At 67.4% G+C, this 21,758-nt stretch carries 18 protein-coding genes; 2 read left to right on the plus strand and 16 right to left on the minus strand.

Features of this window, described 5'->3' with window-relative positions; translation table 11 throughout:
- Position 1 precedes the first annotated feature (1 nt).
- The 9 genes from hisS to AC07SQ_RS03800 all read right to left on the minus strand — a co-directional run bounded on the left by hisS (position 2) and on the right by AC07SQ_RS03800 (position 10,094).
- Complete coding sequence (gene hisS, locus AC07SQ_RS03760) at positions 2-1,312, minus strand: histidine--tRNA ligase (RefSeq protein ID WP_495270698.1); 1,311 nt, start codon at positions 1,310-1,312, stop codon at positions 2-4.
- A 15-nt stretch (positions 1,313-1,327) separates the two neighbouring features.
- Complete coding sequence (gene ispG, locus AC07SQ_RS03765) at positions 1,328-2,608, minus strand: flavodoxin-dependent (E)-4-hydroxy-3-methylbut-2-enyl-diphosphate synthase (RefSeq protein ID WP_070061008.1); 1,281 nt, start codon at positions 2,606-2,608, stop codon at positions 1,328-1,330.
- Positions 2,605-3,540 carry a RodZ domain-containing protein gene (locus AC07SQ_RS03770; RefSeq protein WP_495270697.1) on the minus strand — a complete coding sequence of 312 codons (936 nt, stop codon included), beginning with the start codon at positions 3,538-3,540 and terminating at the stop codon, positions 2,605-2,607. Before AC07SQ_RS03770 ends, ispG begins: the two co-directional genes overlap by 4 nt.
- The gene (gene pilW / locus AC07SQ_RS03775) at positions 3,533-4,384 is read right to left on the minus strand and encodes a type IV pilus biogenesis/stability protein PilW (RefSeq protein WP_307586902.1); all 852 of its coding nucleotides are present in this window, start codon (positions 4,382-4,384) and stop codon (positions 3,533-3,535) included. The genes AC07SQ_RS03770 and pilW overlap by 8 nt, the downstream gene beginning before the upstream one ends.
- Positions 4,385-4,388: 4 nt before the next feature.
- Positions 4,389-5,558 carry a dual-specificity RNA methyltransferase RlmN gene (rlmN, locus tag AC07SQ_RS03780; protein WP_492727346.1) on the minus strand — a complete coding sequence of 390 codons (1,170 nt, stop codon included), beginning with the start codon at positions 5,556-5,558 and terminating at the stop codon, positions 4,389-4,391.
- Positions 5,559-5,579: 21 nt separating this feature from the next.
- Positions 5,580-6,005, minus strand: coding sequence for a nucleoside-diphosphate kinase (gene ndk, locus AC07SQ_RS03785; protein ID WP_013542117.1), 426 nt, complete (start codon positions 6,003-6,005; stop codon positions 5,580-5,582).
- A 152-nt stretch (positions 6,006-6,157) separates the two neighbouring features.
- Complete coding sequence (locus AC07SQ_RS03790; protein WP_495270696.1) at positions 6,158-8,017, minus strand: pseudouridine synthase; 1,860 nt, start codon at positions 8,015-8,017, stop codon at positions 6,158-6,160.
- Complete coding sequence (gene scpB, locus AC07SQ_RS03795) at positions 8,014-8,949, minus strand: SMC-Scp complex subunit ScpB (protein WP_495270695.1); 936 nt, start codon at positions 8,947-8,949, stop codon at positions 8,014-8,016. Before scpB ends, AC07SQ_RS03790 begins: the two co-directional genes overlap by 4 nt.
- A 128-nt stretch (positions 8,950-9,077) precedes the next feature.
- The gene (locus AC07SQ_RS03800) at positions 9,078-10,094 is read right to left on the minus strand and encodes an RluA family pseudouridine synthase (protein WP_495270840.1); all 1,017 of its coding nucleotides are present in this window, start codon (positions 10,092-10,094) and stop codon (positions 9,078-9,080) included.
- 23 nt (positions 10,095-10,117) lie between these two features.
- Between AC07SQ_RS03800 and AC07SQ_RS03805 the strand changes: the two genes are divergently transcribed.
- On the plus strand, positions 10,118-10,927 hold the full coding sequence (locus AC07SQ_RS03805) for an outer membrane protein assembly factor BamD (RefSeq protein WP_070061014.1): 810 nt from the start codon (positions 10,118-10,120) through the stop codon (positions 10,925-10,927).
- Between the two features lie 24 nt (positions 10,928-10,951).
- Here the strand turns inward: AC07SQ_RS03805 and yoaA are convergent, their stop codons facing one another.
- Entirely contained in the window at positions 10,952-13,033 is a 2,082-nt protein-coding gene (gene yoaA / locus AC07SQ_RS03810; protein WP_495270694.1) for a DNA repair helicase YoaA, read from the minus strand.
- The gene (locus AC07SQ_RS03815) at positions 13,030-13,236 is read right to left on the minus strand and encodes an HP1242/YdcH family protein (protein WP_062481953.1); all 207 of its coding nucleotides are present in this window, start codon (positions 13,234-13,236) and stop codon (positions 13,030-13,032) included. Before AC07SQ_RS03815 ends, yoaA begins: the two co-directional genes overlap by 4 nt.
- Positions 13,237-13,343: 107 nt before the next feature.
- Between AC07SQ_RS03815 and AC07SQ_RS03820 the strand changes: the two genes are divergently transcribed.
- Positions 13,344-14,114 carry a PP2C family protein-serine/threonine phosphatase gene (locus AC07SQ_RS03820; RefSeq protein ID WP_095745659.1) on the plus strand — a complete coding sequence of 257 codons (771 nt, stop codon included), beginning with the start codon at positions 13,344-13,346 and terminating at the stop codon, positions 14,112-14,114.
- 21 nt (positions 14,115-14,135) lie between these two features.
- Here AC07SQ_RS03820 and AC07SQ_RS03825 read toward each other — a convergent pair whose 3' ends face one another.
- The 5 genes from AC07SQ_RS03825 to AC07SQ_RS03845 form a co-directional block, all read right to left on the minus strand.
- Entirely contained in the window at positions 14,136-14,795 is a 660-nt protein-coding gene (locus tag AC07SQ_RS03825) for a hypothetical protein (RefSeq protein ID WP_495270693.1), read from the minus strand.
- Positions 14,792-15,889: a cell division protein ZapE gene (zapE, locus tag AC07SQ_RS03830; RefSeq protein WP_062480826.1), complete on the minus strand. Its 1,098-nt coding sequence runs from the start codon at positions 15,887-15,889 to the stop codon at positions 14,792-14,794. Before zapE ends, AC07SQ_RS03825 begins: the two co-directional genes overlap by 4 nt.
- Before the next feature lie 82 nt (positions 15,890-15,971).
- On the minus strand, positions 15,972-17,402 hold the full coding sequence (gene lpdA, locus AC07SQ_RS03835) for a dihydrolipoyl dehydrogenase (RefSeq protein WP_056580084.1): 1,431 nt from the start codon (positions 17,400-17,402) through the stop codon (positions 15,972-15,974).
- Between the two features lie 19 nt (positions 17,403-17,421).
- On the minus strand, positions 17,422-18,678 hold the full coding sequence (gene odhB, locus AC07SQ_RS03840) for a 2-oxoglutarate dehydrogenase complex dihydrolipoyllysine-residue succinyltransferase (RefSeq protein ID WP_070061019.1): 1,257 nt from the start codon (positions 18,676-18,678) through the stop codon (positions 17,422-17,424).
- 54 nt (positions 18,679-18,732) lie between these two features.
- Positions 18,733-21,609: a 2-oxoglutarate dehydrogenase E1 component gene (locus AC07SQ_RS03845; RefSeq protein WP_062480820.1), complete on the minus strand. Its 2,877-nt coding sequence runs from the start codon at positions 21,607-21,609 to the stop codon at positions 18,733-18,735.
- Positions 21,610-21,758 lie beyond the last annotated feature (149 nt).

The raw sequence follows: 21,758 nt of genomic DNA on the forward strand, positions 1-21,758 counted from the left end.
GTCAGAGGTTGGGAGCCGGCGATTGTAGGGTGGCGGCCCAGGTGGTCACTTCAGCAAGTGAACGGGCGGACTGCGCAACGCTGGCGTCGCGCAAGGCCTTGAGAGTCACTTCACCGCGTGCAAGTTCATCGGCGCCGAAGATCAGGGCGTAGGCGGCGCCGCTGGCGTCCGCCTTGCGCATCTGCGCCTTGAAGCTCGCAAGGCCTTCGGCGGTGCTGGCGTGCATCTGCACGCGCACGCCGGTTTCGCGCAACTGCTGCAAGGCGCGCAGCACGACGGGCATCGAAGCGGCATCAGGCACGATGGCATAGACATCGGGCACCGGTGCCGGCACTTCGGCGCCCTGCTCTTTCAGCAGGTCGAGCACGCGCTCGACGCCGATGGCCCAGCCTACGGCGGGCGCCGGCTTGCCGCCGATCTGCGCGATCAGGTCGTCGTAACGGCCGCCGGCGCACACCGTGCCCTGCGCGCCAAGGCGGTCGGTCACGAACTCGAACACCGTGAGGTTGTAGTAGTCGAGCCCGCGCACGAGGCGCGGGTTGATCGTGAAGGGGATGTCGTTGGCCTTGAGGATGGCCTGCAGCCCCTCGAAGTGCGCCAGCGATTCGGCGCCGAGAAAGTCGATCAGCTTCGGCGCCGACTCGACCACCTCTTTCATCGCCGGATTCTTCGTGTCGAGGATGCGCAGCGGGTTGCTGTGCAGGCGGCGCTTGCCGTCCTCGTCGAGCTTGTCGGCGTGCTGCTCGAAGTGGGCGATGAGCTGGGCGCGATGCAGCGCGCGCTCGGCCGGCTGGCCCAGGCTATTGAGTTCCAGGCGCACGTCGGTCAGGCCGATGGCCTTCCACAGCGCGGTGGCCAGCAGGATCAGTTCGGCGTCGACATCGGGTCCGGCAAAACCGAGCGCCTCGGCGCCGATCTGGTGGAACTGGCGGAAGCGCCCGCGCTGCGGCTTTTCGCGGCGAAACATCGGGCCCGTGTACCAGAGGCGCTTGGGGCCTTCGTAGAGCATGTTGTGCTCGATCACGGCGCGCACGAGGCCGGCCGTGTTCTCCGGGCGCATCGCCAGGTGCTCCGACTGCCCATGCTTGTCCGAACGGTCTTCGAAGGCGTACATCTCCTTCTCGACGATGTCCGTCACCTCGCCGATGCCGCGCACGAACAGCGCCGTGTGCTCCAGGATCGGGGTGCGGACGTTGCGGTACGCATAGCGCCCCATCAGGTCGCGCACGGTGGCTTCGAGCCACTCCCAGCGCGCCGATTCGGGCGGCAATATGTCGTTCATGCCTTTGACGGCATTCAGTTTTTCAGCCATGAGTCTGCGGAGGTGTCAGGCCAGGACAGCGTGTTCGCTGCCGAAGCGCTTTTCGATGTAGGTTTCGACGAGCTGGTGGAACTCGTTGGCGATATTGTCGCCGCGCAGCGTGAGGGCCTTTTCGCCGTCGATGAAGACCGGCGCAGCCGGTGCTTCGCCCGTGCCGGGCAGGCTGATGCCGATGTCGGCGTGCTTGCTCTCGCCAGGGCCGTTGACGATGCAGCCCATGACGGCCACCTTCAGCGTCTCGACACCGGGGTACTTCTTGCGCCAGACCGGCATCTGCAGGCGCAGGTAGTCGTCGATCTGCTTGGCGAGTTCCTGGAACGTGGTGCTGGTGGTGCGGCCACAGCCCGGGCAGGCCGTGACGCTCGGCACGAACACGCGCAGGCCCAGGGCCTGGAGGATTTCATTGGCGATCAGCACTTCCTGCGTGCGCGACTCGCCCGGCTGCGGCGTGAGCGACACGCGGATCGTGTCGCCGATGCCCTCTTGCAGCAGGATCGACAGCGCCGTGGCCGAGGCCACCGTGCCCTTGGTGCCCATGCCGGCTTCGGTCAGGCCCAGGTGCAGCGGGTTGTCGCAGCGCTTCGCGAGCTCGCGGTAGACCGAGATCAGGTCCTGCACGCCGCTCACCTTGCACGACAGGATGACCTGGTTGCCGGCCATGCCCATCGATTCGGCCAGCTTGGCGGACTCGATGGCCGAGGTGATCAGCGCCTCGTACATCACCTGCTTGGCATCCCAGGGCTCGGCGCGCTGGCTGTTGGTGTCCATCAGGCTGGCGAGCAGTTCCTGGTCGAGGCTACCCCAGTTCACACCGATGCGCACCGGCTTGTTCCAACGCATGGCCGCGTCGATCATCTGGCCGAACTGCTTGTCCTTCTTGTCGCCCTTGCCCACGTTTCCGGGGTTGATGCGGTACTTGCTCAGCGCCTCGGCGCAGGCCGGATAGTCGGTGAGCAGGCGGTGGCCGTTGTAGTGGAAGTCGCCGATCAGCGGCACGTCGATGCCCATGCGGTCGAGCTGCTCGCGGATGTAGGGCACCTGAGCGGCGGCTTCGGGCGTGTTGACGGTGATGCGGACCATCTCGGAGCCCGCAATGGCGAGTTCCTTGACCTGGATCGCGGTGCCGATGGCATCGACCGTGTCGGTGTTGGTCATCGACTGCACGCGCGTGGGCGCGTCGCCCCCCACCGTGACGATGCGCGGGCCCCAGACCACGCTGGCCTGGCGCGAGCGGCGCGCCTTGGGCGCCGCCGATTCGATGGGTTGGGGAGTGCAGTCGGTTGTCACGATTTCACCTCGAAACGCGCCACGCCGCCGCCGCGGGTGACAGGCTTCAGATCGTAGGGCTTTCCGTTCACCTGCACATCGACGGCCGATGCACGCCCCACCACCACGGACAACGGCAGCGTGCCCGACAGCCCGACGGTCTCGCCGACCTGCAGGCTGCGACGCAGCAACTGCTTGCCGCCGGCTTCGGTGACGGTGATCCAGCATTCCTCGCGCGCCACGAAGACGAGCTGCTGGCTGCTGGCGGTGCTGGCGCTGGTGTTGGCGACGGCCGCGATGGGCGCGGAGGCCGGGGCGGCTGGCGCGGCAGCCGCCACGCCGGCGGCCGGGGCGGCGCCCACCGGGCCGGTCGGCGCCACGGCCTGCGTCGGCACGGGCTCCGAGACATCGGCCGGATCGGCGGGCGGCGGCATGGTCTCGCCCTCATTCTTTGCGGTCAGCCGCGCGACGGAGGCGCCGATCTGGTCGAACGCCGATTGCGGCATCCAGAACAGCACGCCGGCGCCGATCAAGAGCAGCACCACGACCGTCAGCAGTGCGCGCGACGGCAGGCCGCCGGAGCGTCCACCGTTCCAGCGCGGCGTATCGGAGACCACGCGGGCATTCAACGTGCGGTTGGTTTCGGCCAGCGGTGCACGTTGCGCGCCCGGCAGCTTGGCAAGCACAGGCGCCGGATCGATGCGCAGTGCGCGACACACGCTGCTGGCCAGGGCCCGGGCGAACACCGGGTCGGGCAGCGAGGCGATGTCGTCGGCCTCGAGTGCGATCAGCTTTTGCGGCGGCACCTTGAGCGCCGCGGCCACCATCTCGATGTGCAGGCCATGCGCTTCGCGCGCCTCGCGCAGCATGTCGCCGGCCGTCTTGTGCGTGACGTCGCCTTCTGCCAACGGCAGCGCCGCGGACGTCCCGAACTCCGAAACCCGTTCAGTCATTGAAATTCCCGCGCTCGTACGCCATTGCCTCCCGCGATTGAGGGAAACGTCGTTGCAATTGACCGCCCAGCTGCGCGACAGCCTCGCGGTTGTTGAGCTTCCGTTCGATCTTGATGCCGAGCCAGAGCGTCTCGGCATTGGCCGAGGGGCTGTTGTTGACACGGCGGACGTAGAACTGCGCGCGCGACCATTCTTCGCGCTGCGCCAGCACCGAGGCTAGGTTGAAGCCGACCACCGGATTGCCGGCGTCGAGCTCGTAGGCCTGCAGGAGGCTGCGCTCGGCCTGCGGCCGCTGACCGGCCTTGAGCTCGCAGACCCCCTGGGTCATGAGCGTCTTGGCACGGTCGGCATAGCTGGGCACGGCCAGTGCCGCGGCGAACTGCTGCGCGGCGTCGCCATAGCGGTTCTGCTGGCACAGCAGCCAGCCGTAGTTGTGGCGCGTGTTGGCGTCGCGCGGATTGATCGCGACCGCGCGGCGGAAGCTGTCTTCGGCCTGGCCGGCGTCGTCCAGTCGCATGTAGACCAGGCCCCGCAGGTTGTAGGCGTCGGCGTAGTTCGGGTCGATGGCCAGCACCTGCTTGAGCTCTTCGAGGGCGACCGAGGGCTGGCCGTGTTCGAAGTAGCCGGCCGCCAGCTCCATCCGCAGGCGGGCACGGCGACGGTTGTTTTCGTCGACGTCGGTCACGACACTGGTGCCGCTGTCAGCCCCACTGCCGACAAGCCCGGTGGTGGTGGTTCGCGTGTTGACGCAGCCCGCGAGAAGAAGCGCCACGGCGACGCTCGCGATTCCTGCGCTCAGCACTCGCTGCACGCTCGCGGTCGTCGTCGGAAAGGCCATGCTCATTGCGTCAATGCTCCTGGGGAACGGTGGTCTTGGGGGTCTTGGCGCGGGGCGGGTGCAGAACGACGGGGCGCTCGGCCACCGCCGCACGGCGCTGGGCCATGCGTTCGGCCGCGCGGGTGCGGTCTTTCACGTCGCCGGCGAGCTGTCCGCAGGCGGCGTCGATGTCGTCACCGCGCGTCTTGCGCACGGTGGTCACGAGGCCCGCTTCGCTCAGCGTGCGGGCAAAGGCCAGCACACGCGGTTGCGGCGAGCGCAGCAGGCCCGACGCCGGGAACGGGTTGAACGGAATCAGGTTGAACTTGCACGAAACGTCGTGCTTGCGCACGAGCTCGATCAGCTGGCGCGCATGTTCGGGCTGGTCGTTGACGCCGTCGAGCATGCAGTATTCGAAGGTGATGAAATCGCGCGGCGCATGCACGAGGTAGCGCTTGCAGGCCTCGAGCAGTTCGGCGATCGGGTATTTGCGATTGAGCGGCACGAGGTCGTCGCGCAGCGCATCGTTGGGCGCATGCAGCGAGACAGCCATGGCCACGGCGCAATCGGTGCCCAGGCGGTCGATCATCGGCACCACGCCGGAGGTCGACACCGTGACACGGCGGCGCGACAGCCCGTAGGCGTTGTCGTCGAGCATGGTGCGCAAGGCGGGCACCAGCGCAGAGTAGTTCTGCAGCGGCTCGCCCATGCCCATCATCACCACGTTGGAGATGACGCGCTCGCTGCGATTCAGGTGCTTGCGCAGGAAATGCTCGGCGAACCAGAGCTGGGCGACGATTTCGCCCGTGGTGAGATTGCGGCTGAAGCCCTGATGCCCGGTCGAGCAAAAGCGGCAGCCCACGGCGCAACCGGCCTGCGACGACACGCACAGCGTGCCGCGATCGTCTTCGGGGATGAACACGGCCTCGACCGCATCGCCGCCGCCGACGTCGAACAGCCACTTGATCGTGCCGTCCTTGGATTCATGCTGCGTGAGGACCGACAGGGCCTCCACGCGCGCGGTGGTCGCGAGTTTCTCGCGCAGCGACTTCGCCAGATCGGTCATCTGGGTGAAGTCGCTGGCGCCACGCTGGTGGATCCAGCGGAACAGCTGCGTGGCGCGGAATTTTTTCTCGCCGAGTTTTTCGCAGAACGCAGCCAGCCCGTCGAGATCGAATTCGAGCAGATTGGCTGTGGTCATGAATTCAGGCGAGCAACGGCTTCAGCGTGCGTAGACGTTGAGGCCGGCGAAGAAGAACGACACTTCGTTGGCAGCCGTTTCGGGCGCGTCCGAGCCGTGAACGGCGTTGGCGTCGATGCTGTCGGCGAAGTCGGCGCGGATGGTGCCGGCGGCTGCCTTCTTGGGGTCCGTGGCGCCCATCAGGTCACGGTTCTTGGCGATGGCGTTCTCGCCTTCGAGCACTTGCACGAACACGGGGCCCGAGATCATGAACTCGACGAGGTCCTTGAAGAAGGGACGCTCCTTGTGCACCGAGTAGAACTGCTCGGCTTCGTTGCGCGACAGGTGAACCAGCTTGGCGGCGACGATCTTGAGGCCGGCAGCCTCGAAGCGGGAAACGATCTTGCCGATGACGTTCTTGGCGACGGCGTCGGGCTTGATGATGGAAAGGGTACGTTCGATAGCCATTGAAATGCTTCCTGAGCTTTGATTTTGAAGTGTTTTGTCACAACTGCAACGAGTTTGTTTCGTGGCACGTCGACAAAGCCTCTGATTTTAACCGGCGCGACCTGCGGGATTGGTGAAAACCCCGCGAAAGGCCGCGCTCCGACGGCTGGCTTTCAGCGTCCGCGGCGGCGTCCGCCGCCACCACCGCCAAAGCCACCACCGCCGCCTTGCGAGCCGCCACCACCGCCGCGACGTCCCGGGCCGCCGCGCTGTTCCTTGCGCTGGCGCGAGAAGCTGTCGGCACCGATGTAGCCGAGCGAGGTCTTCATCGGATCGGGCTGGTTCGCACCGCCGCCACCGCCAGCACCCGCCGACCGGTTGCCACCGCCGCCCTGCCCTTGCCCCTGGCCGCCCTGACGGTTGCCCGGACCGGCGTTGCCGCGGCGTCCCTGCTGTGGCGGACCGCCGTTGCCGCCGCCCCGGTTGGGACCACCGCGTCCGCCGCGCTCGCCGCGCGGCGGACGACCGTCGCCCAGCGGGCTCGGGATCGGCGCCTCGCGGCCTTCGCCGCGCGCTTCACGCGGCTGGCCGCCGCCCATGCCGCCGTTGCGGTTGTTGTTGTTGTTGCCGCGGCGCTTCTTGTTCCGGCCATTGCGACCGCCGCCCTCCGGCCCGCCGGGACCGCGTTGCGACGGACCCGCCGGTCGCGCCTGCGCACCGCCCGAAGCCTGGAACAGCGCCTGGATGTCGCGCTCGTCGAGCTCCATCCAGGCACCGCGCTTGAGACCGCGCGGCAGCACCATCGCGCCGTAGCGGATGCGGATCAGCCGGCTGACCGCATGGCCCACCGACTCGAACAGGCGGCGCACCTCGCGATTGCGGCCTTCGGAAATGGTCACGCGGTACCAGCAGTTGGAGCCTTCGCCGCCACCGTCTTCGATGGTGCCGAACTGCGCCATGCCGTCGTCCAGGCGCACGCCCTCGAGCAGCTTCTTCTTTTCTTCGCTGGTGAGCGCGCCCAGCACGCGCACCGCGTACTCGCGCTCCAGGCCGAAGCGCGGGTGCATGAGCTGGTTGGCCAGGTCGCCGGAGCTGCTGAACAGCAGCAGGCCTTCGGTGTTCAGGTCGAGCCGGCCGACCGACTGCCACTTGCCCTGCTGCAGACGCGGCAGCTTGCGGAACACCGTCGGGCGGTTCTGCGGGTCGTCGTGCGTGACGACCTCGCCCACGGGCTTGTGGTACGCGATCACGCGTGGCGGCGGCGGTGCGATGCGGTAGCGGATCGGCTTGCCGTTGATCTTGACCTGGTCGCCGTACTGGATGCGCTGGCCGATGTGGGCCGGCTCGTTGTTGACCGAGATGCGGCCCTGCAAGATGAGTTGCTCCATCTCGAGGCGCGAACCGAGACCGGCCTGCGCCAGCACCTTGTGCAGCTTGGGCGAATCGGCCTCGGGCAGCAGCACGCGCTTGAGCGGCGGCACCTCGGGGCTTTCCTCGTCGGCGTCGAACTGGCCGGAAATGACGTCGGCAAAACGGATCGGCTCGGTCGGCGGCGCATTGCGCTGCTCGCGCTCGGCGGCGCGACGGGCGCGGTCGAGGTCGTCTTCCTCTTCGTCGGGCTCGTCTTCCTCGTCGTCTTCGTCGTCCCCGCGGTCGTCGTCCTGGTCTTCGTCGGACGCCTGGAGACGCTGTGCTTCGACCGGCGCCGGCTCGTCTGCCTCGGCTGCCACCACTTCCGCGGCCACGGGCGCCACATCGGGCTGGACCGTCGCGGGAGCTTCCGCAGCAGGAGCGACTTCCGCCGCGCTCACCAATTGCTCATCGGCAGCCGGCGCCTCGACCACCTTCTTCTTGCGGGGTGCACGCGGCTTCTTCGGCGCTTCCCCGGCCTCGGCCCCTGCCGGCTCTGCGGGCGCAGTGACGGATTCGACAGCAACTTCCGTCACCTTCTTGGGCGTGGCGGCCCGCTTCCGCTTCTTGACTTCGGGTTCGACCGGCAGCATCGCTGCGTCGTCGGTGTCGGATGAGCTCATGGGGTTTTTCCGGGAGAAACAGCGTGGGGGTCGTCGGGGTCGGTCTCGTCCGCTGCGGGGGACGGGACCTCAGATTCGGGTTCTTCGGGCGCGGCGGCCACTTCGGGTTCGGCGGGCGGCTCGCCGGTTTCTGGCTCGGACACAGGCAACGCCTCATCGACGGGCTCGGCGGCCTCGGCGATCGCCACCACCTCTTCGGCAAACTCCGCCGCATCGGTCGAGACGACCTCTGCCAGCTCAGCCGACTCAGGCGGCGCATCGATCATGGCGAGTTCGGGCTGCACACCTTCTTCTCCATCCACCAGCGCTGCGGGCTCTGCAGATTCCGCAACGGCCTCTTCCGCCGCATCGCCGTCGATCGGCAGCCCCGGCTGGTCGCCCGCGGCCTGCTGCAGTGCGTCAACCAGCGCCGCCTGCTGCGCGGGCGTTTCCACCAGCGGCAGCTGGTCCAGCGAGGCCAGCCCCAGGTCGTCGAGGAACTGGCGGGTGGTCGCGTAGAGCGCGGGCCGGCCAACGGTTTCGCGGTGGCCGATCACCTCGACCCAGCCGCGGTCTTCGAGCTGCTTCAGGATCAGGGAGTTGATCGTGACGCCGCGGATGTCTTCCATGTCGCCGCGCGTGGCCGGCTGCCGGTAGGCAATGATGGCCAGCGTCTCGAGCGCGGCGCGCGTGTAGCGCGGCGGCTTCTCGGGATGCAGGCGATCGAGGGCATCGCGCATCTCGGGCCGGCTCTGGAAACGCCAGCCGCTGCCGACGCTCACCAGCTCCAGGCCGCGTTGCGCCCAGTCTTCCTGCAGTTCGAGCAACAGCACCTTGATCGTGTCCACGCCCAGCTCGTCGTCGAACAGCACGCGCATGTCGCGCACCGGCAGCGGCTGGCTCGAACAGATCAAGGCGGTTTCGAGAATGCGCTTGGCATCCGCCGTATTCATGGTTCGCGTTATCCGGAAAAAGGCGCCTGGCGACGCTTGTTCAGATGGATGGAAGGGGTAGGCGTTGCCGGCACGCGGCGAGTGCAACGCAAGGCCGGCATCGGGTGGCCGGCGCGGCCCTCGGGCCGTCAGGCGCGATTGTAATCCAGCCCCCAGGTCTGCAAAGCCTGGGCCAGATCGGGCGGCGGCGGCGAGCGGAACTCCATCGCCTGCTGTGTGACGGGATGCACGAACGCCAGCCGGAACGCATGCAGCGCCTGCCGCGACAGCCCCGCCGCGGGCGCGCCGCCATACAGCGCGTCGCCGACCAGCGGATGGCCGATCGACGCCATGTGCACGCGGATCTGGTGGGTGCGACCGGTTTCGAGCGTGCAGCGCACCGCGCAGCCGTCGGTGTGGCTGTCGAGCCGCTCGATCAGCGTGCGCGCGGTCTTGCCCGCGTGGCGCTCCAGGTCGACCACGGCCATGCGCAGGCGGTTGCGCGGATCGCGGCCGATCGGCGCATCGACCTGCCGGGCCGCCGCACCTTCCCAGGCCTTGTGCCCCATCGCCAGGTACTGGCGCTTCACATCGCGCGCGGCGATCAGCGCCACCATGGCGTCCATTGCAGCCCGCGTGCGCGCCACCACCATCAGGCCGCTGGTGTCGCGGTCGAGGCGGTGCACGATGCCCGCGCGCGGCAGCAGCACGGCCTTCGGGTCGAGCGCCAGCAGCCCGTTCAGCAGCGTGCCGCTCCAGTGGCCCGGCGCCGGATGCACCACCAGGCCGGCCGGCTTGTCGATGATCCGCAGGTGCTCGTCCTCGTGGACCGTGACCAGGTCCATCGCCTCGGGCCGGAAGGCCTGGCTCTGGGGCGTGGGCCGCAGTTCGATGCGCCCCGACTGGCCGACGCGCACCGTGGCAGAAACCTTGGTGAGCGTGCGCCCTTGCAGCTCGACGGCGCCGGCCTCAATGAGTTGCTGAAGGTAACTGCGCGAAAACTCGGGCACCAGCGCCGCCAGGGCGCGGTCGAGCCGCTGCCCGTGCTGCGCGGCGTCGATGGCGAAGGGCCGCAGCTCGCTGGGCTCCGCGAGATCGGCACCCTCTTCAGGTTCAGGCCCTTCCGGGGGATCGGTCAGGGGGGCGGTCGATATAATTGAGGGCAACTGTTTCACGAAAGCCGTATGTGATGTTTCGCGCCAAATTATCGGTCCCTGCCTGGATCGCGCTCAGCGCGGCGGCCCTTCTCGTCGCCGGTTGCGGTTCCACCACCAAGGAAGACAAGACCGCGAACTGGAGCCCCAACCGCATCTACTCGGAAGCCAAGGACGAAGTCGGCTCCGGCGCCTACGACAAGGCAGTGCCGCTGTACGAGAAGCTCGAAGGCCGTGCCGCCGGCACGCCGCTGGCCCAGCAGGCCCAGCTCGAAAAGGCCTACGCCCAGCACAAGGCCGGCGAAAAGGCCAACGCCATCGCCACGCTCGACCGCTTCATGAAGCTGCACCCGGCCAGCCCGGCGTTCGATTACGCGCTCTACCTGAAGGGCGTGATCAACTTCAACGACGACCTGGGCATGTTCGCGTTCCTGACGCGCCAGGACCTGTCCGAGCGCGACCAGAAGGCCGCCAAGGAATCGTTCGAATCCTTCCGCGACCTCGTGACGCGCTTCCCCGAGTCGCGCTACGCGCCCGACGCGCGCCAGCGCATGAACTACATCGTGAACTCGCTCGCGCAGTATGAAGTTCACGTGGCCCGCTATTACTACTCGCGTGGCGCCTACCTGGCGGCCATCAACCGGGCACAGATCGCACTGTCCGACTACCGCGAAGTGCCGGCGCTCGAAGAAGCCCTGTACATCATGGTCAAGTCGTACGACGCGCTCGGCATGAAGGACCTGCGCGACGATGCACAACGCGTGCTGACCACCAACTATCCGCAGAGCACCTACCTGGCGAACGGCTTCAAGGGCAGCACCGACCCCTGGTGGAAGCTCTGGTAATCCAGCGCCCCCCCCCGATAGATATCAGTAAGGTTTCCTGAGCGCATCGATCGCGCTCTCGAAATCCGCTTCGGTTTCCAGCCGACGCATCGGCGGCAACGCCGCCAGCAGCCGCCGGCCATAGCCCATCGCCACGAGGCGCGTGTCGCAGATCGCGAGCACGCCGCTGTCGGTTTCACGGCGAATGAGGCGCCCTGCCCCTTGTTTCAATGCCACGGCCGCCTCGGGCAGCGAGTAGTCGCTGAACGAGCTGCGCCCCTGCGCTTCGAGCCGCTGCGAGCGGGCCTCCACCAGCGGATCGTTGGGCGGCGGAAACGGCAGCTTGTCGATCACCACGAACTGCAGCGCGTCGCCCGGCGCATCGAAGCCTTCCCAGAACGACGCCGACGCGACCAGCACGCAGCCCGCGCGCCCGTTGCTCGCGCCTTCGCGGAAGCGGTCCATGAGCACGCGCTTGGGCAGCTCGCCCTGCACCAGCACCTCGGGCCGCGCCTCCGTCTGAAGCAGTTCGAACTGCTGGCGCATCGCGTCGCCGATGGTGCGCAGCGCGCGCAGCGTGGTGGTCAGCACGAGCGTGCGCCCGCCGAGTTCGGCGGCTCCGTGCGCGGCCAGCTTGGCCACCTGCTGGCTGTGCGTGGGATCGTTGGGCTTCGGAAAGGACCGCGGCACATAGATCGCCGCCTGCGAGGCGTAGTCGAAGGGGCTTTGCACACGCAGCACTTCGGCATCGCGCAGGCCGCAGGGTTCGGTGAACCAGCGCAGCGTCGGGTCGTCGCCCAGCGTGGCGGAGGTGAAGACCCAGGCGCGGCGGCTGTCTTCCTGCGGTGGTGGCGGGACAGCGCCGTGCTCGGGGTCTTCCTCGTCGTCTCCGTAGGGCAAATCGGACTCCACGGGCTCGTCGGCCAGCTTGAGCACCCGCTTGCGCATCGCATCGGCGATGTCGAGCGGCGACTCGATCAGCCGCAGCTGCGTGCCCACGTCGACCCAGCGCACAGAGTCGAGCTCGCACGGCTGCGCGAAGCGTGCCGTGCGCTTGGCGAGCTGACGCGCGCGCTCGTGCAGGCGCACGAAGTCGGGCGAGATCTCGCTCACCGTGTCCAGCCCATCAGCGGCCAGCACGAAGGCGCCCTGCAGGTCGTCGAGCGCGCCCTGCCAGGCTTCGGCATTCACGCCCTCGGGGGCAGGGCCGATCCAGCGCAGCTTGGCGCCCGGCCATTGCTTGCCGACCACCAGGCGCAGTTCGCGCGCCGCACGTTCGACGCCCGCCACCAGCTGCTGCCAGTCGACCAGCCCGCGCGCATGCTGCAGGCCCGCGCCGAGCATGTCGCGCGCGAAGTCGAGCGCCTGCCCGCTGCCGAGCTGCGCGCCCAGGAACTGCACGCCGGTCTCGTTGAGCTGGTGCGCCTCGTCGAACACCACGACGCTCACGGTCGGCAGCAGCTCGGCCATGCCGGTCTCGCGCACCGCGAGGTCGGCAAAGAACAGGTGGTGGTTGATGACCACGATGTCGGCCGCCAGCGCCTCGCGCCGCGCCAGGTTGACGTGGCAGGCCTTGAACTGCGGGCATTGCGCGCCCAGGCAGTTCTCGCGCGTGGAGGTGATCAGCGGAATCAGCGGCGAGCGTTCGTCGAGCCCCGGCAGTTCGGCGAGGTCGCCGGTGCGCGTGGCTTTCGACCACTGCTCGATCTTCGCCAGCGTGCGCAGGCTGCCGCGCTCAGGCAGCGAGGCGTCGTGGCGCGCCATGTCGAGGCGGTGCAGGCACAGGTAACTGCCCCGCCCTTTCAGCAGCGCCGTGCGTATCGGCAGTGCGAAGGCTTCAACGAGCCGCGGCAGGTCGCGGCCGAACAGCTGGTCCTGCAGGGTCTTGGTGGCGGTCGAGAGCAGCACGCGCTCGCCGCTCAGCAATGCCGGCACGAGGTACGAGAAGGTCTTGCCCACGCCGGTGCCGGCCTCGACCACGAGCATGCCGCCGTCGGAGATGGTGCGGGCCACGGCCATCGCCATCTCGGTCTGGCCGCCGCGTTCGCGGAACTGCTCGGCGGCCTGCGACAGCACCCCGTCCTGCGCGAACGCGTCGCGCACCTGGTTTTCGAGCGGCGACGTCACGCCGGCTCTTTCGGGTCGAGCGCGTTCTCGAGCTGGGCGATCTGGTCGCGCAGGGCGAGACGGCGCTTTTTCAGGCGGCGCATCAGCAGTTCGTCCTGCGGCGTGCCGTCTTCCGAGAGCCGGTCGATGGTGGCGTCGAGGTCGGCATGCGCAATGCGCAGCTCGATCAGCTGACGGGAAAGGGAATGAAGATTGGAGTCCAACGGTGGGGGTGCGCGTGCCGCATGGGGCCGCGCGTGTTCATTCGATAATACGTCCTGACACGAACCCCAGAGAAGACAGAAAGCGCGCCTCTGGCGCCCCAGCGCTCATGACCCAAGGCTTTCGACTCGCCGCCGCCACCGGCCTCCACAAGGGGGATCGCCCCTACCAGCAGGACCAGGTGCTGTTGATGAGCCACCCCCGCACGCCGGGCTGCGTGCTCGGCGTCATCGCCGACGGCATGGGCGGGCGCAGCGGCGGGCGCAAGGCGTCCGACCAGGTGCTCATGACCGCGCGCCAGCTCTTCACCCGCTACAGCCCCGAACGCGACGACCCCGCCGTCGTGCTGCGCCAGTTGCTCGAAGACGCCCACACCGTGATCAAGCTCACGGCGCTGTCGAGCGAGCAGGAACCGCACAGCACGCTGGCCGCCTTCCTGATGAACCCCAAGGGCGACTGCGCCTGGATTCATGCGGGCGACTCGCGCATCTATCACTTCAACGACGGCGCGCTGGTCAAGCGCACGCGCGACCATTCGTACGTGCAGGCGCTGGTCGATCGCGGCCAGATCAGCGAGGCCGAGGCCAACATCCACCCGCAGGGCAACATCCTGTTGGGCTGCCTGGGCATGACGACCACGCCGCCGCCCGTCGATCCGCACCACATCGCCAAGCTGCAGCCGGGCGACCTGCTGATGGCCTGCAGCGACGGCCTGTGGCACTACTTCTCACCCGAGGAACTGGCCAGCGTGCTGTACGCGCAGCCGCCGCGCGACGCAGTGGAAATCCTGGTGGGAGAAGCGCGGCGCCGTGCGCGCGGCACGGGCGACAACATCTCGATCGCGGTGCTCAAGCTCGACCGGCTGCCCGCGGCGGCCTGAGCGCCCGCCCTCTTTCAAGGATCAGGGCGAGGAAGCCGCCGGTGCCGGTGGCAACGGTGCGCCGCGCGGCTTGGTGCGCTCGGCGTTCTGGCGTTCGCGGTTGGCGCGGTGTTCCGCCGCCCGCTTCTGCTTGTCCTCGAAGCGCGTGGTCGCGGCCGGCGCTTCGGCGCGGCGCTGCGCCGCCTTGGCCTGCTCGTCGGCATGGGCCTTCTGCTTGTTCTCGAACTGGCGCTGGCGCTCGGCCGCGTCGGCCGCGGTCGCGGCCCGGCTCGCGGCGTGGTCGGCGGCGCGCTGCTCGCGCGCCTTCTGGTCTTCCTGCGCCTTCTCGCGCTGTTCGCGCGAATCCTGCGGGCGCTGGGTGGTGGCCTTCTGGTCGAGCTTCTGCAGCTCGGCCGCGCCGCTGCGCTGGCGCTGGATGTCGTTGATCGCGGTTTCCTGCCGCTTGATGTGGTCGGTTTCCTTGCGACGGCGGCTGCGGCTTTCTCGCAGGCAGTCTTCGACCGCGAACTTCTTGTAGCAGGCCGCGCGCTCCTTCGCGTAGCGCGACTCGATGACCTCGCGCTCGGCCGCCAGGCGGCTACGTTCGGCTTCGAGGTCGGCGTTGCCCGCCGCCGCATTGGACTGGGCCCACAGCGGCAGGCTGGCCAGGGCCAGGAACAGGGCAAGAGCGGTTTTTTTCATGTGAGTCGGGTGTCGACGATGCGGCGTTCCAGGGCGAGGAATTCGCTCGACTGCATTTCGGTGAGCCGGGACACCGTGCGCGGAAACTCGTGCGCCAGCGGCCCCTCGGTGTACAACGCCTCGGGCGGAACCTCGGCCGACATGATGAGCTTGCAGCGCCGGTCGTACAAGACGTCGACCAGCCAGGTGAAACGGCGTGCTTCCGAGGCCATGCGCACCGGCATGTGCGGCACGTCGGACAGCAGCACGGTGTGGAACTGGCTCGCGATCTCGAGGTAGTCGTTCTGCGAACGCGGGCCGCCGCACAGCGTCTTGAAGTCGAACCACACCACGCCGCCGGCCTTGCGCAGCGCGCGGATCTCGCGCTGCTCGATGTGCAGAATCGGGTTTTCGTCGGCCGTCTCGGCCAGCTTGTCGAAGGCGTGGCGCATTTCCTTCTCGGCCGCCGCATCGTTCGGCGTGAGGTACATGCGCAACTGTTCCAGCGTGCGGCGCCGGTAGTCGGTGCCGTTGTCCACGCTCAGCACCTCGAGCTTCTGGTTGAGCAGTGCAATGGCGGGCAGGATGCGGTCGCGGTGCAGGCCGCCGGGGTACAGGTCGTCGGGCTTGAAGTTCGAGGTGGTGACAAAGCCCACGCCGTTGTCGAACAGCGCCACGAGCAGGCGGTGCAGGATCATCGCGTCGGTGATGTCCGCGACATGGAACTCGTCGAAGCAGATCAGCTTGTAGCGCTTGGAGATGCGCAGTCCCAGCTCGTCGAGCGGGTTCACGGTGCCCTGCAGGTCGCGCAGCTCGCGGTGCACTTCGCGCATGAACTCGTGGAAGTGCAGGCGTGTCTTGCGCCGCAGCGGCACGGCGTTGAAGAACAGGTCCATCAGGAAGCTCTTGCCGCGCCCCACGCCGCCGTACATGTAGACGCCACGCGGCAGCTCCGGACGGTTGATGAGCTTCTTCAGCGCATTGGAGCGCCGGGCCTTGTACTCGCCCCACTCGGTGGCGCAGCGGTCGAGCGCCTCGACGGCCGCCAGTTGTGCGGGATCGCTCTTGAACCCGCGTGCCGCGAGTTCCGCTTCGTAAGCCTGTTTGACGCTCAAGGGATCGGATCGCTTCAAAAATGGAGAGCCCCGACCGCCCCGCGAGGGTCGATCGGGGCCGGGTTCGCTCAAGAACCGGAGATCAGAAGTTGAGCGTGCGCTTGTCCACGGCCAGGGCCGCTTCCTTGGTGGCTTCCGACAGCGACGGGTGCGCATGGCAGATGCGCGCGATGTCTTCGGCACTGGCCTTGAACTCCATCGCCACCACGGCTTCGGAGATCAGCTCGCTGGCCTGCGGGCCCACGATGTGCACGCCCAGGATCTCGTCGGTGGCGGCGTCGGCCAGGAACTTGACCATGCCGGTCGTGTCGCCCAACGCGCGTGCGCGGCCGTTCGCCAGGAACGGGAAGGTGCCGGCCTTGTAGGCGCGGCCCGCGGCTTTGAGCTGCTGCTCGGTCTGGCCGACCCATGCGATCTCGGGGCTGGTGTAGATCACCCACGGCACGGTGTTGAAGTTCACGTGGCCATGCTGGCCCGCGATGCGCTCCGCCACCGCCACGCCTTCTTCCTCGGCCTTGTGCGCCAGCATCGGGCCGCGCACCACGTCGCCGATGGCCCACACGTTGGGCAGGCTGGTCTTGCAGTCGTCGTCCACGGCGATGGCGCCGCGCTCGTCGAGCTTCAGGCCCACGGCTTCGGCGTTCAGGCCGATGGTGTTGGGCACGCGGCCGATCGAGACGATCAGCTTGTCGACTTCCAGCGTCTGGGCTTCGCCCTTGGCGTTGGTCCAGGCGACGCTCACGCCCTTCTTCGACGACTTGATCTCACCGACCTTCACGCCGAGTTCGATCTTGAGCTTCTGCTTGTCGAAGGCCTTCTTGGCTTCCTTGGCGATCTGCTCGTCCACGGCGCCCAGGAAGGTCGGCAGTGCTTCGAGCACCGTGACCTCGGCACCGAGGCGGCGCCACACCGAACCCATTTCGAGGCCGATGACGCCCGAGCCGATCAGGCCCAGCTTCTTGGGCACCGCGCCGATGCGCAGCGCGCCGTCGTTCGAGAGGATGTTTTCCTCGTCGAACGGCGTGCCCGGCAGCGCGCGGGCGTTGGAGCCCGTGGCGACGATGATGTGCTTGCCGCTGATCGATTCTTCAGCGGCGCCCGCCACCTTGATCTCGTAGCCGGCATCGTCCGCCTTCACGAACGAACCGCGGCCGTGGAAGAAGCTGATCTTGTTCTTCTTGAACAGGTACAGGATGCCGTCGTTGTTCTGCTTCACGACCTGGTCCTTGCGGGCCAGCATCTTGTCGATGTCCAGGCCGAGACCTTCGACCTTGATGCCGTGGTCCGCGAAGTGGTGACCGGCCTGCTCGAAGTGCTCCGACGATTGCAGCAGCGCCTTCGAGGGAATGCAGCCGACGTTGGTGCAGGTGCCGCCCGGTGCGGGGCCGCCCTTGCCGTTCTTCCACTCGTCGATGCAGGCCACGTTGAAGCCGAGCTGCGCAGCGCGGATCGCCGCGATGTAGCCGCCAGGACCGCCGCCGATGACGACGACGTCGAATTGCTTGTTTGCCATCTGTGTCTTGCTCCCCGGATCAGATGTCGAACAGCAGGCGCGACGGATCTTCCAGCGCTTCCTTCATGGCGACCAGGCCCAGCACGGCTTCGCGGCCGTCGATGATGCGGTGGTCGTAGCTCATGGCGAGGTAGTTCATCGGGCGAACGACGATCTGGCCGTTTTCGACCACGGCGCGGTCCTTGGTGGCGTGCACGCCCAGGATGGCCGACTGGGGCGGGTTGATGATCGGGGTCGAGAGCATCGAGCCGAAGGTGCCGCCGTTGGAGATCGAGAACGTGCCGCCGGTCATTTCTTCAATGCCCAGCTTGCCGTCCTGTGCCTTCTTGCCGTACTCGGCGATCTTCTTCTCGATGTCGGCGAAGCTCATCTGGTCTGCATTGCGCAGGATGGGCACCACCAGGCCGCGCGGCGAACCGACGGCGATGCCGATGTCGAAGTAGCCGTGGTACAGGATGTCGTTGCCGTCGACCGAGGCGTTGAGCACCGGGTACTTCTTCAGGGCGTGCACGGCGGCCTTCACGAAGAAGCTCATGAAGCCGAGCTTCACGCCGTGTTCCTTGGTGAACGCGTCCTGGAACTTCTTGCGCAGGTCCATGACCGGGGCCATGTTCACTTCGTTGAAGGTGGTCAGGATGGCGTTGGTCGATTGCGACTGGATCAGGCGCTCGGCGATGCGCGCGCGCAGGCGGCTCATCGGCACGCGCTGTTCCGGACGCTCACCCAGGTCGGGTGCGGCAGGCGCTGCGACCTGTTGCAGCGCGGGCTTGGCAGCCGGTGCGGCGATGGTGGCGGCAGGCTTGGCGCCGGCAGCCACGGCGCCGAGCACGTCGCCCTTGGTCACGCGGCCGTCCTTGCCCGTGCCGGCCACGTCGCTGGTCTTCAGGTTGTTGTCGGCCAGCAGCTTGGCGGCGGCGGGCATGGCCACGTCGGCCTTCGAACCGCCGGTGGCGGCGGCTGCCGCTGCGGGGGCAGCAGCGGCCGGTGCGGCGGCGGGGGCAGCTGCAGCAGCAGGCGCTGCCGCGGCGGCCTTGCCGTCGGTGTCGATCTTGGCGATCAGCTGCTCGGCCACCACGGTGGCGCCATCGGGCTGAACGATCTCGACCAGCACGCCGGCCGAGGGGGCCGGCACTTCGAGCACGACCTTGTCGGTTTCGATCTCGATCAGGATTTCATCGACGGCGACGGCTTCGCCGGCTTTCTTCTTCCACGTGAGCATGGTGGCCTCGGCCACGGATTCGGAAAGCTGGGGGACTTTGACTTCTACGATAGACATTTGGAGTGAGCTCCGTTTTGTTCTTGAGGGTGTTCGTGTGAAAAGGGTCGGTTCTTACTTGGTCAGCACGAAGCCCTTGAGCTTGCCAAATGCGCCATCGACCAGCGCCTTCTGCTGTTCCTGGTGCAGGTGCGAGTAGCCAACTGCAGGCGATGCCGAGGCGGCACGGCCGGAGTAGCCGAGCTTCTGGCCTTCCTGCATGTTTTCGTGGATGTAGTGCTGCACGAAGAACCAGGCGCCCTGGTTCTGCGGCTCGTCCTGGCACCACACGATGTCCACGAGGTTGGGGTACTTCTTGACCTCGGCGGCGAAGGCCTTGTGCGGGAACGGATAGAGCTGCTCGACGCGGATGATCGCCACGTCGTCGCTGCCCTGCTCTTCGCGCTTCTTGGCCAGGTCGTAGTAGACCTTGCCCGAGCAGGCGATCAGGCGCTTGACCTTCTCGGCCTTCAGGCCCTTGCTGTCGGGAATGACGGTCTGGAAGCTGCCCTTGGTGAACTCGGACAGCGGCGAGGTCGCGTCCTTGTTGCGCAGCAGCGACTTGGGCGTGAGGATGATCAGCGGCTTGCGCAGGTTGCGCACCATCTGGCGGCGCAGGATGTGGAAGATCTGGCTGGCCGTGGTGGGCTGCACCACCTGCATGTTGGTGTCGGCGCTCAGCTGCATGAAGCGCTCCAGGCGGGCCGAGCTGTGCTCGGGGCCCTGGCCTTCGTAGCCGTGCGGCAGCATCATCGTGATGCCGTTGACACGACCCCACTTCACTTCGCCCGAAGCGATGAACTGGTCGATCACCACTTGCGCGCCGTTCACGAAGTCGCCGAACTGGGCTTCCCAGATGACGAGCGTGTTGGGGTCGTTCGAGGCGTAGCCGTACTCGAAGGCCAGCACGGCTTCTTCGGACAGGATCGAGTCGATGACGACGAACGGGGCCTGGTTCTCGGCCACGTTCTGCAGCGGCGTGTAGGTGCCGGTGTCGAACTTCTCGCGGTTCTGGTCGTGCAGCACGGCGTGGCGGTGCGTGAACGTGCCGCGGCCCGAGTCTTCACCCGACAGGCGCACCGGGTAGCCGCTGGCCACCAGCGAGGCGAAGGCCATGTGCTCGCCCATGCCCCAGTCGACGTTGACGTCGCCACGGCCCATGGCTGCGCGGTCGTCCAGCACCTTCTTCACGAGCGGGTGCACGGTGAAGTTCTCGGGTGCCTTGGTGATGCGTTCGGCCAGGCGCTTCCACTCGGCGGAGGGAATGGCGGTGTCGCCGGCGTCGGTCCACTTCTTGTTGAGGTACGGGCTCCAGTCGACGGCGTACTTGCTCTTGAAGTTGGTGAGCACGGGGTCGACGGTGTTCTTGCCTTCGTCGAAGGCGGCGCGCTGCGCCTTGACCATGTCGTCGCCGAGCGTGTCGCCCAGGCCTTGCGCGGCCAGCTTGTCGGCGTACAGCTTGCGCGTGCCGGGGTGGGCCGCGATCTTCTTGTACATGAGCGGCTGGGTGAGCGAAGGCGTGTCCTGCTCGTTGTGGCCCAGCTTGCGGAAGCAGATGATGTCGACGACCACGTCCTTCTGGAATTCCATGCGGAAATCAAGAGCGAACTGGGTGGCGAGCACCACGGCTTCGGGATCGTCGCCGTTCACGTGCAGCACCGGCGCCTCGATCATCTTGACGATGTCCGAGCAGTACAGCGTCGAGCGGCTGTCGCGCGGGTCGCTGGTGGTGAAGCCGATCTGGTTGTTGATGACGATGTGCACCGTGCCGCCGGTGGAGTAACCACGGGTCTCGGCCAGTGCCAGCGTTTCCATCACGACGCCCTGGCCTGCGAAGGCGGCGTCGCCGTGCACGATCACGGGCAGCACCTGCTTGCCCAACGGGTCGCCGCGGCGGTCCATGCGGGCGCGCACCGAGCCTTCGACCACGGGGTTCACGATTTCCAGGTGCGAGGGGTTGAACGCCAGGCTCAGGTGGACCGGGCCGCCGGGGGTGGTCACGTCCGAGCTGAAGCCCTGGTGGTACTTGACGTCGCCGGAGGGCAGGTCTTCGGGGGCGGTGTGGTCGAACTCGGCGAACAGGTCGGCGGGCATCTTGCCCAGCGAGTTCACCAGCACGTTCAGGCGGCCGCGGTGGGCCATGCCGATCACGATTTCCTGCACGCCCTTGACGCCGGCCTGGTTGATCAATTCGTCCATCGCGACGATGAAGCTTTCGCCGCCTTCGAGCGAGAAGCGCTTCTGGCCGACGTACTTGGTGTGCAGAAAACGCTCGAGGCCTTCGGCGGCCGTCAGGCGGTTGAGCACGTGCTTCTTCTGCTCGGCGCTGAGCTTGGGATTGGTGCGGGCGCTTTCGAGCTTCTGCTGCCACCAGCGCTTGTGGTTCTGGTCGGTGGTGTACATGTACTCGGCACCCATCGTGCCGCAGTACGTTTCACGCAGGGCATTGAGCAGGTCGCGCAGCGACATGGTCTCTTTGCCGAAGAAGGTGTTGCTGGTGTTGAACACCGTCTCGAGGTCGGCGTCGGCAAAACCGTAGAACGAGGGCTCGAGTTCCGGAATGGCGGGACGCTCGGCGCGCTTGAGCGGGTCGAGGTCGGCCCAGCGGGCGCCGACGTTGCGGTAGGCGGCGATCAGCTGCTGGACTGCCGTGCGCTTGCGGCCGAGTTCGGAGTCGGCGCCGCTGGCCTGCACGACACGGGTCGTGCCCTGCTTGGCCAGTTCGGCAAAGGCGTTGATGACCGGCAGGTGGGGGACGTCGCGGGCGCTGGTGCCGTCGGCGGCGGGAACGTTCTGCAGGGCGTCGAAATACGTGCGCCAGTTGTCGGGAACGCTGCCGGGGTTGGCGAGGTAGTTTTCGTACATCTCCTCGACATAGGGCGCATTGCCGCCGAAGAGGTAGGTGTTGCCTTGATAGGCGGTGTACGCCGTGGGCGTAGAGGAATCGCTCATGATCCGCTGACCTTCGCTTCCCTGGAGGAAGCACGAGTTGGTTAAGAAACCTTCCGCGACACGGCTGGACCGATTGGCGGATGCGACTGTGGCTGGGGAAGGGCCTGAGTACCTTGGCATTGTGCCACGTCAACCATATGACGGCTGAA

It is taken from the genome of Variovorax sp. GW821-FHT06D12 (genome assembly GCF_059419205.1).